This window comes from Massilia agri (assembly GCF_024753255.1).
Taxonomy (GTDB): Bacteria; Pseudomonadota; Gammaproteobacteria; order Burkholderiales; family Burkholderiaceae_D; genus Telluria; species Telluria agri.
In genome coordinates this window covers 40,674-62,726 of record NZ_JANUHA010000017.1, presented here as the reverse complement: position 1 = coordinate 62,726, position 22,053 = coordinate 40,674, and the positions used below count along the sequence as shown (strand labels likewise).

14 protein-coding genes are annotated in these 22,053 nt (G+C 67.9%); 6 read left to right on the top strand and 8 right to left on the bottom strand.

What is annotated here, in order from left to right; genetic code table 11:
• Position 1: 1 nt before the first annotated feature.
• Positions 2-505, bottom strand: a complete 504-nt coding sequence (locus NX780_RS20230; protein ID WP_258829732.1) for an AAA family ATPase — start codon at positions 503-505, stop codon at positions 2-4.
• Positions 506-522: 17 nt separating this feature from the next.
• Positions 523-1,116, bottom strand: a complete 594-nt coding sequence (gene pnuC / locus NX780_RS20225; protein WP_258829682.1) for a nicotinamide riboside transporter PnuC — start codon at positions 1,114-1,116, stop codon at positions 523-525.
• A 210-nt stretch (positions 1,117-1,326) separates the two neighbouring features.
• Between pnuC and NX780_RS20220 the strand changes: the two genes are divergently transcribed.
• Genes NX780_RS20220 through NX780_RS20195 form a run of 6 tightly spaced genes read left to right on the top strand, consistent with a single transcriptional unit; the run spans position 1,327 to position 8,507 of the window.
• The gene (locus NX780_RS20220; protein WP_258829681.1) at positions 1,327-2,574 is read left to right on the top strand and encodes an efflux RND transporter periplasmic adaptor subunit; all 1,248 of its coding nucleotides are present in this window, start codon (positions 1,327-1,329) and stop codon (positions 2,572-2,574) included.
• A gap of 16 nt (positions 2,575-2,590) precedes the next feature.
• Positions 2,591-3,253, top strand: a complete 663-nt coding sequence (locus NX780_RS20215) for an ABC transporter ATP-binding protein (protein WP_258829680.1) — start codon at positions 2,591-2,593, stop codon at positions 3,251-3,253.
• 18 nt (positions 3,254-3,271) lie between these two features.
• The gene (locus tag NX780_RS20210; RefSeq protein WP_258829679.1) at positions 3,272-4,519 is read left to right on the top strand and encodes an ABC transporter permease; all 1,248 of its coding nucleotides are present in this window, start codon (positions 3,272-3,274) and stop codon (positions 4,517-4,519) included.
• On the top strand, positions 4,516-5,718 hold the full coding sequence (locus tag NX780_RS20205; RefSeq protein WP_258829678.1) for an ABC transporter permease: 1,203 nt from the start codon (positions 4,516-4,518) through the stop codon (positions 5,716-5,718). Before NX780_RS20210 ends, NX780_RS20205 begins: the two co-directional genes overlap by 4 nt.
• 18 nt (positions 5,719-5,736) lie before the next feature.
• Positions 5,737-7,134: a sigma-54-dependent transcriptional regulator gene (locus tag NX780_RS20200; protein WP_258829677.1), complete on the top strand. Its 1,398-nt coding sequence runs from the start codon at positions 5,737-5,739 to the stop codon at positions 7,132-7,134.
• Positions 7,131-8,507 carry a sensor histidine kinase gene (locus tag NX780_RS20195; RefSeq protein WP_258829676.1) on the top strand — a complete coding sequence of 459 codons (1,377 nt, stop codon included), beginning with the start codon at positions 7,131-7,133 and terminating at the stop codon, positions 8,505-8,507. The genes NX780_RS20200 and NX780_RS20195 overlap by 4 nt, the downstream gene beginning before the upstream one ends.
• A gap of 54 nt (positions 8,508-8,561) precedes the next feature.
• Here NX780_RS20195 and NX780_RS20190 read toward each other — a convergent pair whose 3' ends face one another.
• From NX780_RS20190 to sppA, 6 genes are all read right to left on the bottom strand, one after another.
• Positions 8,562-10,697 (bottom strand): S46 family peptidase, encoded by a 2,136-nt coding sequence (locus NX780_RS20190; RefSeq protein WP_258829675.1) that lies wholly within the window; start codon positions 10,695-10,697, stop codon positions 8,562-8,564.
• A gap of 85 nt (positions 10,698-10,782) precedes the next feature.
• Complete coding sequence (locus NX780_RS20185; protein ID WP_370663631.1) at positions 10,783-12,183, bottom strand: efflux transporter outer membrane subunit; 1,401 nt, start codon at positions 12,181-12,183, stop codon at positions 10,783-10,785.
• Positions 12,183-15,431 carry an efflux RND transporter permease subunit gene (locus NX780_RS20180; protein ID WP_258829673.1) on the bottom strand — a complete coding sequence of 1,083 codons (3,249 nt, stop codon included), beginning with the start codon at positions 15,429-15,431 and terminating at the stop codon, positions 12,183-12,185. The genes NX780_RS20185 and NX780_RS20180 overlap by 1 nt, the downstream gene beginning before the upstream one ends.
• A complete protein-coding gene (locus tag NX780_RS20175) occupies positions 15,428-18,526 on the bottom strand; it encodes an efflux RND transporter permease subunit (protein WP_258829672.1) in 3,099 nt (1,032 codons plus the stop codon). The genes NX780_RS20180 and NX780_RS20175 overlap by 4 nt, the downstream gene beginning before the upstream one ends.
• Before the next feature lie 58 nt (positions 18,527-18,584).
• The gene (locus tag NX780_RS20170) at positions 18,585-19,916 is read right to left on the bottom strand and encodes an efflux RND transporter periplasmic adaptor subunit (RefSeq protein ID WP_258829671.1); all 1,332 of its coding nucleotides are present in this window, start codon (positions 19,914-19,916) and stop codon (positions 18,585-18,587) included.
• A gap of 268 nt (positions 19,917-20,184) precedes the next feature.
• On the bottom strand, positions 20,185-22,041 hold the full coding sequence (sppA, locus tag NX780_RS20165) for a signal peptide peptidase SppA (protein ID WP_258829670.1): 1,857 nt from the start codon (positions 22,039-22,041) through the stop codon (positions 20,185-20,187).
• Between the last annotated feature and the right edge of the window lie 12 nt (positions 22,042-22,053).

Sequence of the window (22,053 nt, the reverse complement as noted above, 5' to 3'; positions counted from 1 at the left end):
GTCAGGCGGCGGGGCCGAGCAGCGTCTCGACCCGCCGCAGGCGCTGCGCCAGGTCTCCTTCGAGCAACACATAGGGGATGGCGCGCGCCGCCAGGGTGTCCAGCAGCATCCGGTGCACCTTCTGGCGCACCTCTTCCGACTCGCGCTGCAGGCCGTCCGGCTCCCAGGGGCTGTCCGGCGCCGTCACCAGGGTCAGGGCGTAGTCGTGGCGCGCGTCCAGGCGCGCCAGCTGGGGGTCGACCCGGCCCCAGTACTGGCGGCTGTAGAGGGCCGTCATCAGGGGCGTGGTGTCGCAGAACAGGAGGCCGTTCGCACGCAGCGCCGCCTCGTCTTCCCGCTCCACCTGGGTGCGGGCGATCGGATACTGGTCGCTCTCGAACGGCACGCGGCCGCGCGTATCGACGAACTCGCGCAGGTACTCCGGCACCCAGAGGGTGCCATAGCGCGTCGCCAGCGCCTCGGCCAGCGTCGATTTGCCCGACGATTCGGCCCCGAGGATCGCGATTCTTTGCACGGGCCGGCTCACACATCCCTCCGCGCGATGTTCGACCAGGCGCGCCAGCCGGTCCAGGCCAGGCCGACGAACACGGCATACAGCAGCGCCGTCAGCATCAGGCCCTTGTAGACGTAGAGGCCGACGTAGAGCACGTCAACCGCGATCCAGACCAGCCAGTTCTCGACCTTCTTGCGGCCCAGCAGGAGCTGGCCCAGCAGGCTGCCGGCAGTCAGGAAGCCGTCCGCATGCGGCACGTCGGTATCGGTGAGGTGGTCGAGGAAGGAAGACAGCAGGAGAAAACCGAGCACCCAGCCGGCGATTCCCCACAGCCAGCCCGCGCGCTTGAGGCGCGTGACCACCAGCTGCTGTTCGCCGGCCCCGTGCAGCCACTGGTACCAGCCCCAGATCGAAGCGGCGATGAAGACGAACTGCAGTCCCATGTCGCCGTACAGCTTGGCCTCGAAGAAGACCGCGGCGTAGGTCGCCGAGGACGCGATCGAGAACAGCCAGGCCCAGTGTTTCTGGCGGATGTTCAGGGCGACGGTGGTGACCGCCAGCAGGAAGGAGATCAGTTCCAGCGGCGTGGTGAAGAAGCCCAGGAAGGCCAGCTGTTCGTTCATGGGCAGCGGATCGGGTGAAGGAAGGTGAGGTCGTCAGGTCAACAGTGGATTATGGAAGCTGGCGGGGGAATCCGCAAGCCGGACCGTCCGGATCCGGACACCCTTGCCCGCTTGCGTGCATTCCTGGCGCCGGAAAGCGCCGGTCCCAGAGGGACGCGCGGCTGGCACGGTGCTTGCAATAGAAGGCGCAAGACCATTATCACAAGCACCATGGACCGCGCACTTGACCCTGCCCTGATTCACCGCCGCCGCCGCATCCGCGTGGGCGGCGCCCTCCTGCTGCTCGCCTGCGCCGTGCTGGCCTGCTGGCAGCTCAACCGCCTGCTGCGCCCCAGCGTCTCCGCCGGCGACATCGTCGTCTCGACCGTGCGCCGCGGCGACGTCGCCAATACCATCAACGCCGCCGGCGTCGTCATCCCGGTCCACGAGGAAGTCGTCGCCAGTCCGGTGGCCAGCCGCGTGGCGAAGGTGAGGGCCAAGCCGGGCCAGCTGGTCAAGGCCGGCGACATCCTCCTGGAACTCGACGACCGCGAGATCGTGCTGGCCGTCGACACCCTGCGCGAGCAGCTGGCGCAGCAGGAAAACCGCATCGCCACCTCGAAGCTGGAGCTGGAGCAGAAGCACAAGCAGCTGACCAGCGCCATCGAGCTGCTCGAACTCGACCTGCTCTCGAGCCGCGCGCTGAACGAACGCAACCAGAAGCTGCGCCAGAGCGGCCTGGTCTCGGGCGAGAACCTGCTGGCGGGAGAGCTTGCGGTGAAGCGCGCCGAGATCCAGCTGCGCCAGCAGCGCGAACTGATCGCCGACAGCCGTCGCAGCACCGCCACCAGCATCGCGGCCGCCACCCTGCAGCAGGAGATCCTGAAAAAGCAGCTCGCCCAGCAGGAAAACAAGCTGGCCCAGGCGAAGGTCGCGGCGCCCTTCTCCGGCATGCTCACTTCGCTGGTGCAGGAGGAAGGCGCCAGCGTCGCCGTCGGCCAGCTGCTGGCGCGCGTGTCGGAACTGAACAACTACCGGGTCGAGGCAAGCGTCTCGGACTTCCATGCGCGCCTGCTCGCCCCTAGCCAGGAAGTGCGGATCGAGCAGAACGGCGAGCGATTGCAGGGACGCGTGCACACCGTGCTGCCGGAAATCCAGAACGGCACCGTCAAGCTGCTGGTCGACCTGGACAAGCCCGACAGCCCGCTGCTGCGCAACAAGATGCGGGTCGATGTCAGCGTCGTCACCGCCCACAAGAATGGCGCGCTGGTGCTCGACAGCGGCAGCGCATTCAACGGCGCCGGCCGCCAGGCCGTCTTCGCGGTGCAGGACGGCGTCGCCCGCAAGACCACGCTGCAACTGGGCAGCAGCGACGGCAAGCTGGTCGAAGTCGTGGCCGGCGCGCGCCCGGGCGATCGCTTCATCGTCTCGGACACCAAGGCATTCGCCAGGCTGGACACCATCCGCATCACCAATTAACGAGCAAGAGGGAGTCATGATCAAACTGAACAAGGTCAGCAAGACCTACCGCACCGACAAGGTGGAGACCCTGGCGTTGAAAGACGTCGATTTGCACGTCCAGAAGGGCGAGTTCCTCGCCATGATGGGCCCGAGCGGCTGCGGCAAGAGCACCCTGCTCAACCTCATCGGCCTGCTCGACCGGCCCGGCCAGGGCAGCATCGAAGTCGACGGCGTGCCGCTCACCCGCTACCGCGACAAGCAGGTGGCGCGCCTGCGCAACCAGACCTTCGGCTTCATCTTCCAGAGCTTCCACCTGATTCCCGACCTGCGCGTGATCGACAACGTCGAGCTGCCCCTGCTCTACCGCAGTCTGCAGGCGGGCGAACGGCGCCGCCTGGCGCGCGAGGCGCTGGAAAAAGTCGGCCTGGGCGCGCGCATGGACCACTACCCGAACCAGCTCTCCGGCGGCCAGCAGCAGCGCGTGGCGATCGCACGCGCCATCGTCGGCCGGCCCCAGGTGCTGCTGGCCGACGAGCCGACCGGTAACCTCGACAGCAAGATGGGCGAGGAAGTGATGGACATCCTGCTCAAGCTGAACCGTGAAGGCACCACCGTCGTGATGGTGACGCACGACGAGCGCGAGGCGCGCCGCACCAGCCGCATCGTGCGCGTGTTCGACGGCCAGCTGGTCGCGTAAGCGCAGGAGCAGAACATCATGTTACGCAACTATCTCCTGACGGCGTGGAAGGTCTTCATGCGCCGCAAGCTGTTCACCCTGATTAACCTGCTGTGCATCGTCCTGACGCTGGTGGTGCTGATGGTGGTGGTCTCGCTGCTCGAGACGGCGTTCCGCCCTTCAGGCGTCGAAGGCAAGAGCGAGCGCTTCCTGCAGATCATCCAGATGCGCATGGAAAGCCCGAAGCGCGACAGCATCAGCACCTCGCCGCTCGGCTACAAGCTGATCGACAAATACCTCAAGCCGATGCCGGGCGTCGAGCGCGTCGCCATGGTCACGATGGTGCAGCCAGTCTCGGTCTACCAGGGCGAGACCGTCAGCGAGCTGCAGATGCGGCGCGCCGACGCCGACTACTGGAAGGTGCTCGACTTCCGCCTGCTCGCCGGGCGCCTGCCCACCAGCGCGGACGATGCCGGCGGGCGCCATATCGCCGTCATCAACGCCTCCACCGCACGGCGCCTGTTCCCGGGCGTGCCGCAGGTCGCGATCGGCCAGCGCGTCGATGTCGGCGGCGTGGCCTACGAGATCGTGGGCGTGGTAGGCGACGCGATGCACCTGAACGCCTATGCCGACATCTGGGCGCCCGTGTCCACTTTCCCGTCCACGGACTACCGCGGCCAGCTCACCGGCCAGTTCATCGCCCTGATCCTGGCGCGCGACGCCGCCGACCTGCCGGCCATCCAGCGCCAGGTGGCGCAGATCGCCGCCAACCTGGTGCATGACGATCCGGCGCAGTGGAAGACCATCCGGTTCTGGGCCGACAGCAAGCTCGATCTGTTTTCCCGCGTCCTCGTCGGCAGCAGCGAGGAAGCCGATTCCGGCGCCAGCACCGTGCTGGCCGGGATCGCCGCCGGCATGCTGCTCTTCATGCTGCTGCCGGCCCTGAACCTGGTCAACCTGAACACCGGCCGCATCCTGGAACGCCGCACCGAGATCGGCGTGCGCAAGGCCTTCGGCGCCACCAGCCGCCAGCTGGCCGTGCAGCTGGTGGTCGAGAACGTCCTGCTGTGCGCCTGCGGGGGCCTGCTCGCCCTCGGCCTCACCGTGCTGGCGCTGCAATGGCTGGAAGCCAGCGCCCTGATTCCCTACCTCGAGGTCGACCTGAACCTGGCCGTCTTCGGCTGGGGCATGCTGATCGCCACCGTCTTCGGCATCGTTTCCGGCGTGCTGCCCGCCTGGAAGATGTCGCGCCTCGACCCCGTCCACGCCCTGAAAGGAGGCGCATGATGTTCCGCCACTTACTGAAACTGAGCTGGAAGCGCAAATCCAGGAACCTGATGCTGAGCCTCGAGATCCTGATCGCCTTCGCCATCGTCTTCGGCGTCGCCGCCTTCGGCCTGCGCTACTGGCAGCTCTACAACATGCCGCTCGGCTTCGAGAGCCGCGACCTGTGGGCGGTCAGGATGCACGTCGGCGACGAGGAGAAGACCCGGATCGGCGCCGAGGGCTACGAGGCCCTGCGGCGCGGCCTGATGGAGATGCCGGAGGTGCGCGATGTCGCCTTCGTCACCTTCGAGCCCTATGTCAACGCGAGCATGTTCAGCAACCTGCGGCGCAAGGCCGGCGAAGGCGATGGCTTCAATACGGAATTGCTCGATGCCGACGACCGCGCCGCCGCCGTGCTGGGCCTGAAGCTGGTCGAGGGACGCTGGTTCTCGGCGCTCGACAATGGCAGCGGCTATCGGCCGGCCGTCATCAACCGCAGGATGGCCGAGGCGATGTTCCCGGGCGAGCGCGCGCTGGGCCAGCTCTTCTTCGACCGCGAGGGGAAACAGGACGTGCCGCACCGCGTGGTCGGCGTGGTCGAGGCCTACCGCGCCAAGGGCGAGCTGGCGGCGCCGCTCAACCATGCCTTCACCCGCTTCGTCGCCGACCAGAACCGCTGGGACGTGCGCACCATCCTGCTGCGCGTGGCTCCCGGCACCGAACGCGCATTCGAGAAGCGCCTCAACGAGCGCCTGAAACTGATCCGCAAGGACTGGAGCTACCAGTTCACGCCCTCGTCCGCGGCCCGCGCCTCGATGCTCAAGCAGCATATGGCGCCCCTGGTCGTGGTGGGCATCATCGCCGCCTTCATGCTGGTGATGGTCGCCTTCGGCCTGTTCGGCGCCCTGTGGCAGAACACGACCCAGCGCATCCCGGAGATCGGGCTGCGCCGGGCCATCGGCGCCACCGCCGGCGAGATCTACCGCCAGATCGTGCTCGAGCAGGTCCTGCTCAGTTCCGTGGCCATCGTGGTGGGCCTGGCCCTGCTGGTGCAGCTGCCGCTGACCCGGGTGCTGGGCGAACACCTGGACTGGGCGGTCTTCGCCCAGGCAGCAGGCCTGTCGATGGCGGTGATCTATCTGCTATCCTTGCTGTGCGCCCTCTACCCGGGCTGGCGCGCCAGCCGCCTGAGCCCGACCGAAGCGCTGCATCACGAATAAGAACGAAAGAGATCCACCATGGAAGCACCACGCACGCCGCGCATCCTGGTCGTCGACGACGACGGCGCGGTCCAGGTTTCGCTGGCCCTGCTGCTCAAGCAGTCCGGCTTCGATGCGCACTGCTGCGACGGGCCGGCGGCGGCCCTCGCGCTCCTGGCAAGCCGGCCTTTCGACCTGGTCCTGCAGGACATGAATTTCTCCCTGCAGACCAGCGGCGCCGAAGGCCTGGCGCTGCTGGAACAGATCCGCCAGCGCCACCCTGCCCTGCCGGTGCTCCTGATGACGGCGTGGGGCTCGATCGCCCTGGCCGTTGCCGGCATCAAGGCCGGCGCCGCCAACTTCTTCACCAAGCCCTGGGACAACGCCCAGCTGATGGACCTGGTCGCGGCGACCCTGCAACTCAAGGGTCCGGATGCGGAGGGGCCGGGCCGCAAGGCGCTGGATGCGCAGTTCGATTTCGGCGGCATCGTCGGCGAACATCCGAAGTTGCTGCGGGTCCTGGCCACCATCGGCCAGGTCGCGCGCACCCGCGCGCCGGTGCTGATCCTCGGCGAAAGCGGCACCGGCAAGGAGCTGGTGGCCGACGCCATCCACCGCAACAGCCCGAGAGCAAGCAAGGCCATCGTCAAGATCAATATGGGGGCGATTCAGCCGACCCTGTTCGAAAGCGAGATGTTCGGCCACGTGCGCGGCGCCTTCACGGATGCGCGCAGCGATCGCAAGGGCCACGTCGCCTGCGCCGACGGCGGCACCCTGTTCCTCGACGAGATCGGCGAACTCAATCGTGGCGACCAGGTCAAGCTCCTGCGCGTGCTACAGGACCAGCGCTACCAGCCGGTCGGCGCCAGCCGCAGCGAGCAGGCCGACATCCGCGTGGTCTCGGCCACCAACCGCGAGCTGGCCGAACTGGTGGCGAGCGGCGACTTCCGCGAAGACCTGTTCTACCGCCTGAACCTGATCACGATCCGCCTGCCGGCGCTGCGCGAGCGGCGCAGCGACATCCCGATGCTGGCGCGCCACATCGCGGCCACGGTGGCGGAGAGCTACGGCCTGGGTGAGGTCACGCTCACCAACGGCGCCCTGGACTGGCTCAGCGCCCAGTCCTGGCCCGGGAATATCCGCCAGCTGCGCCAGACCATGGAACGCACCCTGCTCCTGTCAGGCTCCTCCCAACTGGGCCAGGCCGACTTCGCCGCCGCCGGGCGTCTCGACGATGGCGTCGGCCCGTCCTCCCAGCGCCTGGGCGTGGACGGCATGACGCTGGAACAGGTCGAACGGCGCATGATCGAACAGGCCCTCGACCAGCATGGCGGCAACATCACCCGCGTGGCCAGGGCCCTGGGCCTGTCGCGCACCGCCCTGTACCGGCGCCTGGAGCGCCACGGCCTGGCCGAACCCGGCGGCGCAAGCGAATGAGCCTGCGCCACCGCCTGGGCGGCTACCTGGTGCTCCTGCACCTGCTGCTGTTCGCGGCGGCCGCCCTGCTCCTGAAGGACCAGCCGCTGCTCTTCGTCGGCCTCGAGACGCTGCTGCTGCTCAGCCTTGCGTTGGGCTTCGCCCTGCTGCGCCAGGCCCTCGAACCGCTCGGCTACACGCGCCGCTTCCACGACCTGCTGCAGGACCAGAACTACGCGAACCAGCTGGCGGCGCCGGCCTCGCGCGAGCTCGACGAGCTGGTCACCCTGTTCAACACCATGCTCGCCGCCCTGCACCGCGAGCGCCTGGCCGCCGGCGAGCAGCAGGGCTTCCTCGACCGCCTGCTGGAGGCGACGCCGAGCGCCGTGCTGGTCTTCGATTTCGATGGCGCGGTCAGCCTGGTCAACGCCAGCGCCGTCTCGCTCCTCGGGCTGCACGACGCGCAAGGCAAGCCGCTGAAGGCATGGGTGGATGGCGCGGCCCACTATGCCCCGGGCCTCGATGCACGCGCCCGGGCACGCAGCCGCGACCTGGTCGCCCAGCTCGACGCCCTGCCCGCGGGCGACACCGGCTTGCTCACCGATACCGAGGGTCGGCGCTACCGCGCCCAGCGCGGGCACTTCTTCGATCGCGGCTTTGCCCGCCACTTCCTCATGATCGAGGAACTGACGGCCGAACTGGAAGATTCGGAACGGGCCACTTACGCGAAGCTGGTGCGGGTGCTGGCGCACGAGGTCAACAACACCGTCGCCGCCACCCGCTCGGTGCTCGACTCCCTGCTGTTCTACCGCAGCCAGCTGGGCGAATCTGACGCCGCCGATTTCACGACCGCGATCGAGGCAGTCAAGCGCCGCAACGTCAGCCTGGGCGAATTCATCGAGCGCTTCACGCGCGTAGTCAAGATGCCGGCGCCGGAACTGCGCCCGGCCAGCCTCAAGGCCATGGTCGACGACATCCTGTGGCTCAACCGGGAGCAATGCGCAAGGAGTGGCATCCGGCTCGGCTGGCGCCGCTGCGACGAGACCCCGGCCCTGCCGCTGGACGCCGGCCTGATGGAAGGCGCCTTGCTCAACATCGTCAAGAATGCGATCGAAGCGGTGGTGGAAAAAGGAGCGACCGGCGGCCATGTCGAATTGTCGCTGGAAAGGCATGGAGCAGAAGCAGTGCTGGCCGTGATCGATTCCGCCGACCTGCTCGGCGCCGTGGCGCCGCGCCGGCTGTTCACGCCCTTCTTCAGTACCAAGCAGGGGGGCCAGGGCATCGGCCTGATGTTCGTGCGCGAAGTCCTGACCCGTCACCGCTTGACATACTCGCTCGCGTCGACCGGCCAGGGCGAAACGCGCTTCGAAATCCGCTTCCCGGACGTCCCGTAAAAAAGCCGCCGCGGGATCGCTCCACGCGGCGGCCTTCTCTTGTGATCCCCCGGCTTACTTCTTCGGGTACTTGATCGTCATTTCCTTCAGCAGGTTGTCGGCATGGTCGACTTCCTTCATCAGCCACAGCATGTAGCGGATGTCGACGTGGATGGCGCGTGTGATCTCGCTGTCGAAGTACCAGTCCTTGGTGATCGACTCGTAGGTCGAGTCGAAGTTCAGGCCCACCAGTTCCCCGCGCTTGTTCATCACGGCCGAACCCGAGTTGCCGCCGGTGGTGTCGGCGCTCGACAGGAAATTCACCGGGACGGTGTTCAGCACCGGATCCTTGAACACGCCATAGCGCTTGGCCTTGATGGCGTCCAGCAGCGCCGCCGGCACGATGAACGGATCCTTGTTCGTCGCCTTCTCGACAATGCCTTCGACCGTCGTGAACGGGCCCTTGACCAGGCCGTCGCGCGGCGCGTACGGCGACACGGTGCCGTAGGTCACGCGCAGGGTCGAGTTGGCGTCCGGGTAGACCGGCTTGCCCTGCGACTTCTTCCAGGCGATGACGGCAGCCATGTATTGCGGGATCACGCGTTCCAGGTTGCCGTCGATCTCGTTGCGGCGGTTCTCCAGGCCGAGGCCCGTGTCATGCAGGCGCACGGCCAGCTGGATGAAAGGATCGCTGGATTTGCGGAAGGCCTCCGGATCCTTGCCGATCCAGGCCAGGCGCTTGGCCGTGTCGTCCAGGTCGGTCGCCTTGTACATGGCGTTCAGCGCGGTGGGCGCCGGCAGCAGCGCGTCCAGCCCCTGCGGACGCAGTTTCGCGTCGATGCGGGCATAGCGCGCCAGGGCCGCGCCGTAGCGGGCCTCGTCGACCTGGGGCACGAAGGATTGCTCGAGGCGGGTCAGGCGCGCCTTGATGAAGGACAGGTCGCGCTCCTGGTAGCCGGCCTCGCGCTGGGCGTCCGGCTTCTGGCGTTCCAGCGCCAGGCGGTACAGGGTGCGTGCGCTTCTCAGCAGGTCGCTGTGGGTGGCTTCGAGCCAGGCGCCTTCCTGGCGCGACTGCGCCATGTCCTGGGCGATCACGCCGTCCAGCTCGGACAGCAGGTTCTTCGCCCCGTTACCCTTCTGCTTGTGCCAGGCGCGGAACCCGGCATCCTGCACGTCCTTGATCGCGGCGATGTCCTTGCGCGCGAAGCCGTCGATCAGGCCTTGCGTCTTCTTCAGCACGTTGTTCAGGCTCTTGGCCACGCTCGCGTAGCGCACGTCCCAGGCGGCGTTGCCCATGGTGGCGGCCGAGATCACCGACAGGTCGGCCGTGATGCTGGCGGCGCGGCCCGGCAGTTCGACGTCGCGCGCGAAGCGGATCTCGGTCGGCAGCTTGTAGCGGCTGGTGCGGCCCGGGTAGCCGGCCAGCAGGATCGGATCGCCGTTCTTCAGGCCTTCGGCGGAAACGACCAGGAAGTCCTTCGATTTGTAGGGCACGTTGTTCGGCGACGGGTCGGCCGGTCGGCCGTCCGGGCCGACGTAGGCGCGCAGGAAGGAGTAGTCGCCGGTCTGGCGCGGCCACTCGTAGTTGTCGATGTCGCCGCCGAAGTTGCCGATGCGGTCGGACGGCGCGTACACCAGACGCACGTCGCGGATCATCAGCTGCTTGATGCGGTAGTACTCGAGGCCGCGGTGGAAGGCCGGCACCGAGCAGCGGGTCGACTTGTCGGTTTCGCATTCGGCGATCAGGGACTTGATGCGCGATTCGACCAGCTCATGGCGCTCGCGGCCCGACATCGACGGCGACAGGCCCTTGAGCACGCGGTCGGTCACGTTCTCGACCTTCTCGGTCACGTAGACCAGGGTGTTCGGGCCGCCCGGCAGCTCCTCGGCGCGGGTCTTGGCCAGGAAGCCATTGACGATGTAATTCTTCTCGGGGGTCGAATTGCGCTGGATGGCGCCGTAGGCGCAGTGGTGGTTGGTGACGACCAGGCCGTCAGGCGAGACGAAGGAAGCGGAACAGCCGCCCAGCGAGACGATGGCGCTCATCGGATGCTTGGCCAGGTCGGCCAGCTTCTCGGCCGGGATGGTGATGCCGATGCGCTTGAGTTCGGATTTCAGTTGCGGCAGCTGGTGCGGCTGCCACTGGCCTTCGTCGGCGCCGGCCAAGGCCGAGACGCCCATCAGAGCGACGGGCAGGAACGATTTGAACATGTGACCCCAGGTGAAAAAAATGCAGCCCGGAGTATAACTTTGTTACGTCTGCATGCGGTCGTTTTTCGGCGTAATGACAAGCTGATTACATCGGGTCCTGGCCCACGCGCCACCCGCCTCCGAGCGCCTGGATCAGGCTCACGGCCGCGCCCTGCCGGTCCGCCTGCACCTGCACCAGCGAGCGGCGCGCATTGAGCGCCGTGTTCTGGGCCTGCACCACCTCCGAGTAACTCACCTGTCCCGCGCGGTAGCGGTTCAGGATCTGCTGCTCGACCTTGTCGGCCGCTTCGGACGCGACGCGGCGCAGCTCCTGCTGCTGTTCCAGTACGCGCACGGCGGTGAGCTGGTCTTCCACGTCGGCGAAGGCGTTCAGCACCGTCTGGCGGTAGCGTGCGACTGCCGCCTGGTGGCGTGCCTCGGCCCCGGCCACGCCGGCGCGGGTGGCGCCGGCATTGAAGATCGACTGCGCTGCCGACAGGCCGAGGGACCAGGCCGCGTTCGAGGCCGAGAACAGGTCGGAGAAGCGCGCGCCCCCGCTGCCGAGCGAAGCGCTCAGGCCGATGTTCGGGAAGTAGGCCGAGCGCGCGATGCCGATCTCCGCGTTGGCGGCCGCCACGTCGCGTTCGGCGGCGGCGATGTCGGGGCGGCGCTGCAGCAGGGTCGCCGGCACACCGACCGGGATCGCGGGCACGTGTACCTGCCATGCCGCGGCCGGAGCGAGGGTGAACTCGCTCGGCGCCTTGCCGACCAGGACCGCGATCGCATGCTCGAACTGCGCGCGCTGGCGCTGCAGGGTCAAGGCGTCGTTGCGCGCATTCGCCAGCTGGGTCTGGGCCTGGAGCACGTCGGTGCGGGCCACGATGCCGACGTTGTAGCGGTTTTCGGTGATGCGCAGCTCGCGCTCGTAGCCGGCGATGCTGCTCTCGAGCAGGGTGCGCTGGGCGTCGAGCGCGCGGATCGTGAAGTAGTTGGCCGCCACCTCGCCCTGGGCCGACAGGCGCGCGCTGGCAAGGTCGGCGGCGGTCGCTTCCGCGCTGGCTTGAGCGCTGGTGACGCCCGCACGCAGCCTGCCCCACACGTCCGGCTCCCAGTCGCCGCCCAGGTTCAGGCGGTAGGCCGTGCTGGCGCCCCCGTTGCGCACGCCCGAGCGGTCGGCGCTCAGGCCCAGCGACACGGACGGGAACAGCGCAGCGCGCTCCTGCGCGACGATGGCGCGCGCCTGGGCATAGGCGGCAACGGCCGCCGCCACGTTCTGGTTCGAGACCTCGACGCTGGCGGCCAGTTCGTTAAGAACCGGGTCGTTGAACAGCTGCCACCACGGTCCGCGGTCGAGGGCGTCGGCGGGCGCCGCCGGCACCCAGCCCTGCGCTTCCTTGAAGGCGGCCGGTTCGGGCGTCGCGGGCCGCTCGTAGGCGGGCCCCACGGCGCAGCCGGACAGGGTGGCGGTGACGAGCAGAGCGATGGAATGGAGTCGCATAGTCTTCATTATTTTGCAGGGATCGGGTCTGGTACGTCGGCGTGCCGGGTCAGCTCGTGTTCGTCGGGCTTCCTTGTTCTCAGCTTGTCGAGCAGGACGTAGACGACCGGCGTGGTGAGCAGGGTCAGGAGCTGGCTGGCGACCAGGCCGCCGATGATGGCGATGCCCAGCGGCCGGCGCAGCTCCGAACCTTCGCCGAAGCCGATCGCCAGCGGCAGCGCGCCGAGCGCCGCCGCCAGGGTCGTCATCAGGATCGGGCGGAAGCGCAGGATGCAGGCCTCGCGCACAGCCTCCGTGGCGCTCAGGCCCCTCGCCCGCTCCGCTTCCAGGGCGAAGTCGATGATCAGGATGGCGTTCTTCTTGACGATGCCGATCAGGAGGAAGACGCCGATCAGCGCGATGATCGAGAACTCCATCTTGAACATCAATAGGGCCAGCACCGCGCCCACGCCGGCCGAGGGCAAGGTGGACAGCACCGTCACCGGGTGGATCAGGCTTTCATACAGGATGCCGAGCACGATGTAGATGACGATGATGGCGGCGGCGATCAGGAAAGGCTGTTCCTTGCTCGATTCCTCCGCCGCGCGCGCCGTGCCCTGGAAGCTGCCGCGCACGTTGGCCGGCATGGCGATCTCGGCCTCGGCCGCCTTCACCGCATCCTGGCCGTCCTCCAGGTTGTAGCCGTCGGCCAGGTTGAAGGACACCGTGGTCGCGAGCTCCCCGTCCTGGTGGTTGACCGAGGTCGGCGTCGAGCTCTCGGCGAAGCTGGCGATCGCCATCAGCGGCACCATGCGCGTGGCGCTGGTCGACAAGGCCGATCCGCTGGACGGGTCGCGTGCGGCGGTCAGGTTGCCGGAGGTGGAAGACGTGCCGGTGGACGAGGCGCCGGCGCCTGCCGTCGAGGTGGCCGTGCCGGTGCCGCGCGCCGGCACGTAGACGTCGCGCAGCGCTTCCGGCGACTGGGCATAGCGCTGGGCCACGCCCATGATCACGTGGTACTGGTTCAGCTCATCGTAGATGTTGGCGACCTGGCGCTGGCCGAAGTTGTTGTACAGGGCGTTGTCGACCTCGCGCGTGGTGATCCCCAGGCGCGATGCCGTTTCCTTGTCGATGGTGACGAAAGTCTCGACGCCGTTCTCGGCCTGGTCGGTGTCGACGTCGACCAGGGCGGGCTGGCGCTTCATCGCCTCGGCCAGGCGCGTGGCCCACTGTTTCAGGTCGCCGGCATTGTCGCTCTTGAGCGTGTATTGGTAAGTGGAATTGCTCGAACGCCCGCCCATGCGCAGGTCCTGCACCGGGTTCAGGAAGATCGAGACGCCGGTCACCTTCGCCAGCTGGGGACGCAGGCGGGCGATCACGGCCTGGCCCGACTCGCCTTCCTTGCGCTCGTCGATCGGCTTCAGGTTCATGAACATGAAGCCGCCGCCCGCGCGCCCGCCCCCCGTGAAGGCGACCACCGTGTCGACCGCCGGGTCCTTGCGGATGATGTTGACCAGCTGGCGCAGCTTGCCCTGCATGGCCTGGAAGGAGATGCTCTGGTCGGCCCGGATGCCGCCGTTGATCTGTCCCGTGTCCTGCTGGGGGAAGAAGCCCTTCGGCGCGGCCGAGAACAGATAGACGTTCAGCCCCACCACGAACGCCAGGATGATCATCACGAGGAGTTTGCTGTCCAGCGCCCAGTCGAGCGCGTGTTCGTAGCTGCGCAGCACGCCGCCGAAGCCCTTCTCGGACCAGCGCGCCAGCCTGCCCTGCTTCTTTTCCTTGTCTTCCTTGCGCAGCAGCCAGGCGCACATCATCGGCGTGGTGGTCAGCGAAATCACCAGCGAGATCATCACGGCGGCCGACAAGGTCACCGCGAACTCGCGGAACAGGCGGCCCACCTGCCCGCCCATGAACAGCAGCGGAATGAACACCGCCACCAGCGACAGCGAGATGGACAGGACCGTGAAGCCCACTTCGCGCGCGCCCAGCAGGGCCGCCTTCATGCGGTCCATGCCGGACTCGATATGGCGCGCGGTGTTCTCCAGCACCACGATCGCGTCGTCGACCACGAAACCGGTCGCCACCGTGATCGCCATCAGCGACAGGTTGTTCAGGCTGAAGCCCAGCAGGTACATGACGCCGAAGGTGCCCAGCAGCGACACGACGGTGGCCACGGCCGGCACCACGGTCGCCCGTATGCTGCGCAGGAAGACGCTCACGACCAGCACCACGAGGACGATCGAAAGCACAAGGGTGAATTCGATCTCATGTAATGAGGCGCGGATCGAGTTGGTGCGGTCCGAGGCCACCTGCAGGGTCACGTCGCCCGGCAGCTGCGCCTGCAGCGAGGGCAGCAGCGCGCGCACGCCGTCCACCGTCTCGATGACGTTGGCGTCCGGCTGGCGCGTCACCAGTACGATGACGGCCGGCTGGCCGTTGAACAGGCCGAGGGTATTGATGTTCTCGACGCCGTCGATGACTTCCGCCACGTCCTGCAGGCGGATCGCGGCGCCATCGCGCCAGGCGACCACCAGGTCACGGTACTCGGCCGCGGTGCGACCGCCCTTGCTGCCGGCCGGCTGGGAATAGATCTGGAAACGGTTGCCCGCGCCCTCGATCGCGCCCTTGGGACGGTTGGCATTGGTCGACTGGATGGCGGCGCGCACGTCTTCGCTCGAGACGCCGTATTTGTTCAGCGCATAGGGCAGCAGCTCGACCCGCACCGCCGGCAGCGAGCCGCCGCCGATCTCGACCTCGCCCACGCCCTTGACCTGGGCCAGGCGCTGCTGCACGAGGTTGGAAACGGATTCGTAGATCTGGCCGGGCGAACGGGTCTTGGAGGTCAGCGCCAGGATGATGACCGGCGCGTCGGACGGGTTGGCCTTGCGGTAGGTCGGGTTGCTGCGCAGCGTCGCCGGCAGGTCGGCGCGGGCGGCGTTGATCGCGGCCTGCACCTCGCGTGCGGCCGAGTCGATCTTGCGGTTCAGGTCGAACTGCAGGCTGACGCGGGTCGAGCCGTTGCTGCTGCTCGAGGTCATCTCGTTGACGCCGGCGATCACGCCCAGCCTGCGCTCGAGCGGGGTGGCCACGCTGGAGGCCATGGTCTCGGGGCTCGCCCCCGGCAGCGACGCCGACACCGAGATGGTCGGGTAGTCGACCTGGGGCAGCGGCGAGACCGGCAGCACGAAGAAGGCCGCGATGCCGGCCAGCGCGATCCCGATCGTCAAGAGGACGGTCGCGATCGGGCGCTCGACGAAGGGCCGCGACAGGTTCATGCGCCGACCTCTTTCGGCTTGTTCGGCGCTTTGCCCGTCCGGCGGCGCGCCAGGCGGTCGAAGGCCAGGTAGATCACCGGCGTGGTGAACAGGGTCAGCAGCTGGCTGACGATCAGGCCGCCGAAGATGGCCAGGCCCAGCGGCCGGCGCAGCTCGGCGCCCTCGCCCCAGCCCAGCATCAGCGGCACGGCGGCGAACAGGGCGGCCAGGGTCGTCATCAGGATCGGGCGGAAGCGCAGCAATGCGGCCTGGCGGATGGCGTCCAGCGGCGATTTTCCTTCGTCGCGCTCGGCCTCGATCGCGAAGTCGATCATCATGATGGCGTTCTTCTTGACGATGCCGATCAGGAGGATGATGCCGATGATCCCGATCACGCCCAGCCCCTGCCCCGTCACCCACAGGGCCAGCAGCGCGCCCACGCCCGCCGAGGGCAAGGTGGACAGGATGGTCAGCGGGTGCACATAGCTTTCGTACAGCACGCCCAGCACGATGTAGACGCAGACCACCGCCGCCAGGATCAGCCAGAGCTGGTTCGACAGCGAGGCCTGGTAGGCGCCGGACGCGCCCAGGAAGGTCATCGAGACCGACCCCGGCATCTTGATCTCCTCGCCCGCCTCGCGGATGGCGTCCACCGCCGTGCCCAGCGACACCCCCTCTGCGGTGTCGAAGCCGACCGTGGCCGCCGGGTACTGGGCCACGTGGGTGATCTGCAGCGGGGCCTCGGCTTCGCGGATGGTCGCCACGGCCGACAAGGGCGTCGGCTGGCCGGAACCGGTGCGCAGCTGCAGGCGCGACAAGGCTGCCAAAGACATCGCCTCGTCCTGCTGGGCTTCCAGGATCACGCGGTACTGGTTCGTTTCGGTGAAGATGGTCGAGACGATGCGCTGGCCAAACGCGCTGTACAGGGCGTCGTCGATCGAGGCGGCCGTGATCGACAGGCGCGAGGCGGTGTCGCGGTCGATGTCGATGTAGGCGGCCGCGCCGACCGCGCCGGCGTCGGTGGTGACGTTGCGCAGCTCCTTCTTCGTCGCCATCCGGGCCACCAGCTTCCTCGCCCACTCGTTGACGGTGGCGCTGTCGGCGCCCTCGATCGACAGGCGGTACTGGGTCGGGCCGCTTTCGGCGTCGATGGTGAGGTCCTGGGTCGGCTGCAGGTAGAGCGTCACGCCGGCGACATTGGCCACCCGGTTGCGCAGGCGCGCCATGATGCCTTCCTGGTCGCCGCGCTCCTCGCGCTTCACGTTGATCAGCATGGTCCCGGTGTGCAGCATGGTGTTGTTGGCCGCGTCCACGCCCACATAGGAGCTGACCGATTCGACCGCCGGGTCTTTCAGGACTTCGGCGATGGCCGCCTGCTGGAGCTTGGCCATCCCGGCATAGGAGATCGACTGGCGCGCCTGCAGGCGGCCTTGCAGCTGGCCGGTATCCTGGGTCGGGAACAGGCCTTTCGGGATGACCATCCACAACAGCGCGGTCAGCACCAGGGTGGCCAGCGCGACCAGGAGGGTCAGGCCCTGGCGCGCCAGCACCCAGCCCAGCGCGACGTCGTATTTCTGGATCACGCGGTCGAGGAAGGCCTGGGTTTTCTGCGCGAAGCGGCCCGGGCGCTCTTCTTCATGGCTCTTGAGCCAGCGCGCCGACATCATCGGCACCAGGGTCAGGGACACCACCGCCGAGATCAGGATGGTCACGGCGAGCGTCACCGCGAATTCCCGGAACAGGCGCCCCACCACGTCACCCATGAAGAGCAGCGGGATCAGGACCGCGATCAGGGAGACGGTCAGCGAAATGATGGTGAAGCCGATCTGGGTCGCTCCCTTGATCGCGGCCGCCATCGGTTTTTCGCCCTCTTCGATGTAGCGTGCGATGTTCTCGATCATGACGATGGCATCATCCACCACGAAGCCGGTCGCGATCGTCAGCGCCATCAGGGACAGGTTGTTCAGGCTGTACCCCATCAGGTACATGATGCCGAAGGTGCCGATCAGGGAGATCGGCACGGCCAGGCTGGCGATCACGGTGGCGCGCAGGCTGTGCAGGAAGGCGAAGATCACTAGCACCACCAGCACCACGGCCAGGATCAGTTCCATCTGCACGTGCTCGACCGAGGCGCGGATGCCGGCGGTGCGGTCGCTCAGGATGTCCATGCGCACCGAGGCCGGCAGCCCCGCCTGAAGCTCGGGCAGGCGTTCCTTGATGGCGTCCACCGTGGCGATCACGTTGGCGCCCGGCTGGCGCTGCACATTGAGGATGATGGCGGGCTTGAGGTTGGCCCAGGCGCCGATGCGCACGTTCTCGGCGCTGTCGACCACCTTGGCCACCTCTTCCAGGCGCACCGGGGCGCCGTTGCGGTAGGCGACGATCAGGTTCTTGTAGTCGGGGACGGTGACCAGCTGGTCGTTGGCATTGATCGCATAGGAACGCGTGGGGCCGTCGAAGTTGCCCTTGGCGCTGTTGGCATTGGCCGCCGTGATCGCGGTGCGCAGGGTGTCCAGGCCCAGGCCATAGGAGGCCAGGGCCTCGGTGTCGGCCTGGATGCGCACGGCCGGCCGCTGGCCGCCCGAGAGCGTGACCAGGCCCACGCCCGAGACCTGGCTGATCTTCAGGGCCAGGCGCGTGTTGACCAGGTTCTGGACCTCGGTCAGTGGCAAGGAATCGGAGGTGATCGCCAGGGTCAGCACCGGCGCGTCGGCCGGATTGACCTTGGCGTAGACCGGCGGCGCCGGCAGGTCGGTCGGCAGCAGCGAGCCGCCGGCATTGATCGCGGCCTGCACCTCCTGCTCGGCCACGTCCAGCGTCTGGCCGAGACCGAACTGCAGCGTGACGACCGAGACGCCGGCCGCGCTGGTGGAACTCATGCGCGTCAGGCCCGACATCTGGCCGAACTGGCGCTCCAGCGGCGCGGTGACGGTGCGCGCCATCACCTCGGGGCTCGCGCCCGGGTACAGGGTCTGCACCTGGATGGTCGGGAAGTCCACCTGCGGCAGCGCGGACAGCGGCAGGAAGCGGTAGCCGACCAGGCCGGCCAGGACGATGGCCAGCATCAGCAGGGCCGTGGCGACCGGGCGTTTGATGAACGGCGCAGATGGACTCATCACCAGTCCCCAAAACCGTCGTCGTTCCGGCGCAGGCCGGAGCTCAAGTTCGCCAGCATCATTGCTGCGCTCCCTGCTGGCGACGGCGCTCGCCCTGCCCTTGCTGTCCACCGCGTGCGCCCTGCGGACGATCACCCGGCAAGGTCACCTTGGCGCCATCGCGCAGGCGGTCCGCGCCTTCCGTGATCACCTGTTCGCCGACCTTCAGGCCGGTCAGGATCTGCACCTTGTCCACGGTCGCCTGGCCGCGCGTCACCGCGCGCTGCGACACGGTCTTCTCCTTTGCATTGAGCACGTAGACGAAGTCGCCGTTGGCGCCGTGGCGCAGGGCGGTGACCGGCACGACCACGGCATCCTCGATCGTGTCCAGCTGCAGGCGCAGGTTCACGAACTGGCTCGGGAACAGCTTGTTGTCGGTGTTGGTGAAGCGGGCCTTGGCGCGCACGGTGCCGGTCTGGACGTCGACCTGGTTGTCCAGCGCGATGAAGCTGCCGCTCGCCAGGGTGTCGGTGCGGGTGCGGTCCAGGGCCGTGGCCGGGAGCTTGGCGCCCTGCGCGATACGCCCCTGCAGCGCCGGCACCTGGTCCTGCGGCACGGTGAACTCGACGTCGATCGGAGACAGCTGGGTGATCACCGCCACGCCATTGGCGTCGCTGCTCCCCACCAGGTTGCCGATGTCGACGGTGCGCAGGCCGAGGCGCCCCGAGATCGGCGCCTTGACCTGGGTGTAGCCCAGGTTCAGCTGGGCCACGCCTTCCGAGGCGCGGTCGGTCATGACGGTGCCTTCCAGCTGCTTGACCAGGGCCGCCTGCGTGTCGACTTCCTGGCGTGCGATCGAATCCTGCTCGAGCAGGGTGCGGTAACGGGTGAGCGTCAGGCGCGCGCTTTCCAGCTGGGCCTCGTCGCGCTGGCGCTGGCCGCGCGCCTGCAGCAGCGCCATCTCGAAAGGACGCGGGTCGATCACCGCCAGCACCTGGCCGGCCTTGACCAGCTGGCCCTCCGTGAACTGGATCTTCTGCAGCACGCCCGAGACTTGCGGACGCACGGTGGCCGTCGCCGCGGCCACCACGGTGCCGAGGGCGTCGATGTGCACGGGGATGTCGGTCTGCTCGGCCGTCGCCACGCCGACCGTGGTGGCGGGTGCGCCGCGCCGTCCACCTCCGGGGCCTCCCGCACCGGGGCCTCCCCGCGCGCCGGCGCCAGCCGCGCCCGGCGGACCGCCCGCAGCGCCGCCTGCCGGCTGGTGGGTCAGCCGCCACGCCAGCAGGCCCAGGGCGACCATGGCCAGCACCGCGATCACGGTGCCGATGATGCGCCTGCGCCGCTTGGCTTCAGGCGATGGCGGCGGCGGGCTGGTGAGTGCGGATTTGGGGGAAGTAGTCGGCTCCATGCTGATCCTTGTTGTTTTTGCCAGAGTGCTATTCGTACAAGACGGACCCTCAAAGCCTAGCATGTCACCTACGGGCGATATGTTTCGTAACGTACATTGCGCGCCCCCTTCTGTTACAAAGCCGGGACCGTCTTCACACCGATTTACACCGTTGCCCCCACAATGGCCGCCGTAAACGGAAAACGGGCGCGAAACCTCGTCCGCGCCCGTCTTTCATGTTGTAGCCGGTAGTTACAAACTGGCTACAATTCTTTTCAAGCCAGTTTCCTCATGGGATGTCGCACAGGCAGTGGGTGATGGCGGCGAAGGGTTTGCGGCCGTCCGCTACTTCGTTCAGCCAGGCCATGTCGTGCGCCACCTTGGCCACTGGACCTGCCGGCAGTGCATTCTCCAGCAGGCCGAGCTTCACCTGTATGTTGACCGCCTGGACGGTGGACGCCCCCATCATGTTCAGGAAGCGTTCCAGCTTGCCGATCGGGCGCTCCACGTAGGCCACGCGGTAGTCCTCGCCCAGCTTGGCGCGCCTGGCGGCCGCCTGCAGGGCGTCGCGGTAGCTGCCGAGGCGGTCGACCAGGCCGCGCTCCTTCGCCTGGGCGCCGGTCCAGACGCGGCCCTGCCCCACTTCGTCGATCTTCGCGACCGTGGTCTTGCGGGCCGCGGCGGCGCGGGTGGTGAACTCGCTGTACACGTGGTTGATGCTGCTCTGGACCAGGGAGCCGAAGCGCGGGTCGAGCGGACGCAGCGGATTGTAGGCGTCGGCCAGCCAGGTGGTGGTCACGCCGGCGGTGTGGATGCCCAGCTTGTCGCTCACCTTCTCGGCGGTCGGCAGGATGGTGAACACGCCGATCGAGCCGGTGATGGTGGACGGATCGGCGATCACTTCGTCGGCCGCCATCGAGATCCAGTAGCCGCCCGAGGCCGCGACGTCGCCCATCGAGACGATCACCGGCTTGCCGGCCGCGCGGGTGAGTTCCAGTTCGCGCCGGATCAGCTCCGAGCCGTAGGCGCTGCCGCCGGGCGAATCGACGCGCAGCACCACGGCCTTGACCGCTTCGTCCTCGCGCGCCTGGCGGATCAGGTTGGCGGTGGTGATGCCGCCGACCACGCCCGGGCCGCTCGAGCCTTCGGTGATGTTGCCCGAGGCGACCACCACGCCCACCGCGTCGCCGAAGGGCCTGGGCTGGTGGCGCTGCAGGTAGTCATTGAAACCCACCTGGCGGAAGGACTTGATGCGCTCGTCCCAGGCGCCGCGCTTGACCAGCATCTCGCGCAGCTCGTCGCGGGTCTTCAGGCCGTCGACCAGCTTGGCCTGCAGGGCCACCTTGGCCGCGCTGCCGCCCTGCGCTTCCATCTGCTGCGGCAGGGTCTCGATCCAGCCGGCCAGCGCGCCCTTGGGCAGCTTGCGGTTCTTCTCGACCTGGCCCGTATAGTCCTGCCACAGGGCGTTGTACAGGAAGCTGTCGGCTTCCTGGGCCGCTTCCGAGGGCCCGTTGGCGATGTACGGTTCGGCGAAGCTCTTGTAGGTGCCGACCTTGATCAGGTTGACGGTCACGCCCAGCTTGTCGAGCGCGTCGCGATAGTAATTGCGGCGCCCGCCGAAGCCTTCGATCAGGACCATGCCCATCGGGTGCACGTAGACCTCGTCGGCATGCGAGGCCAGCAGGTAGCGCTTCTGGTCGTAGGTGCCGCCCCAGGCCACCACCTTCTTGCCGGAAGCCCGCACGCGGTCGATGGCCGCGCCGACGTCGCGCAGCATGGCCATGCCGCCGCCGTTCATCTGGTCGAGCAGCAGCACCACGGTGTTGATGCTCTTGTCCTTGGCCGCCGCATCGAGCACGGTCAGGAGGTCGCGCAGGCGCACGGCGCGCTTGCTGTCGCCGGCCACGCTGTCGAGCAGGGTGTCCTCCAGGCTCGACTCGTAGGTCTCCACCAGGTCGCCCTTCAGTTCCAGCACCAGCGCGCTCTTCTCGCCGATCGGCTTGACGCCGCCCGAGGAGAAGAGCATCACGATGAAGATCACGAACAGCAGGAACAGCAGGTTCATGAAGGTGCGGCGGGACACGTCGACCGCATGCCACAGCATGCCGAAGGCGCGTCGCAGCGCACTCAGGGGTTTGAAGGCCATCGAAACTCCGTT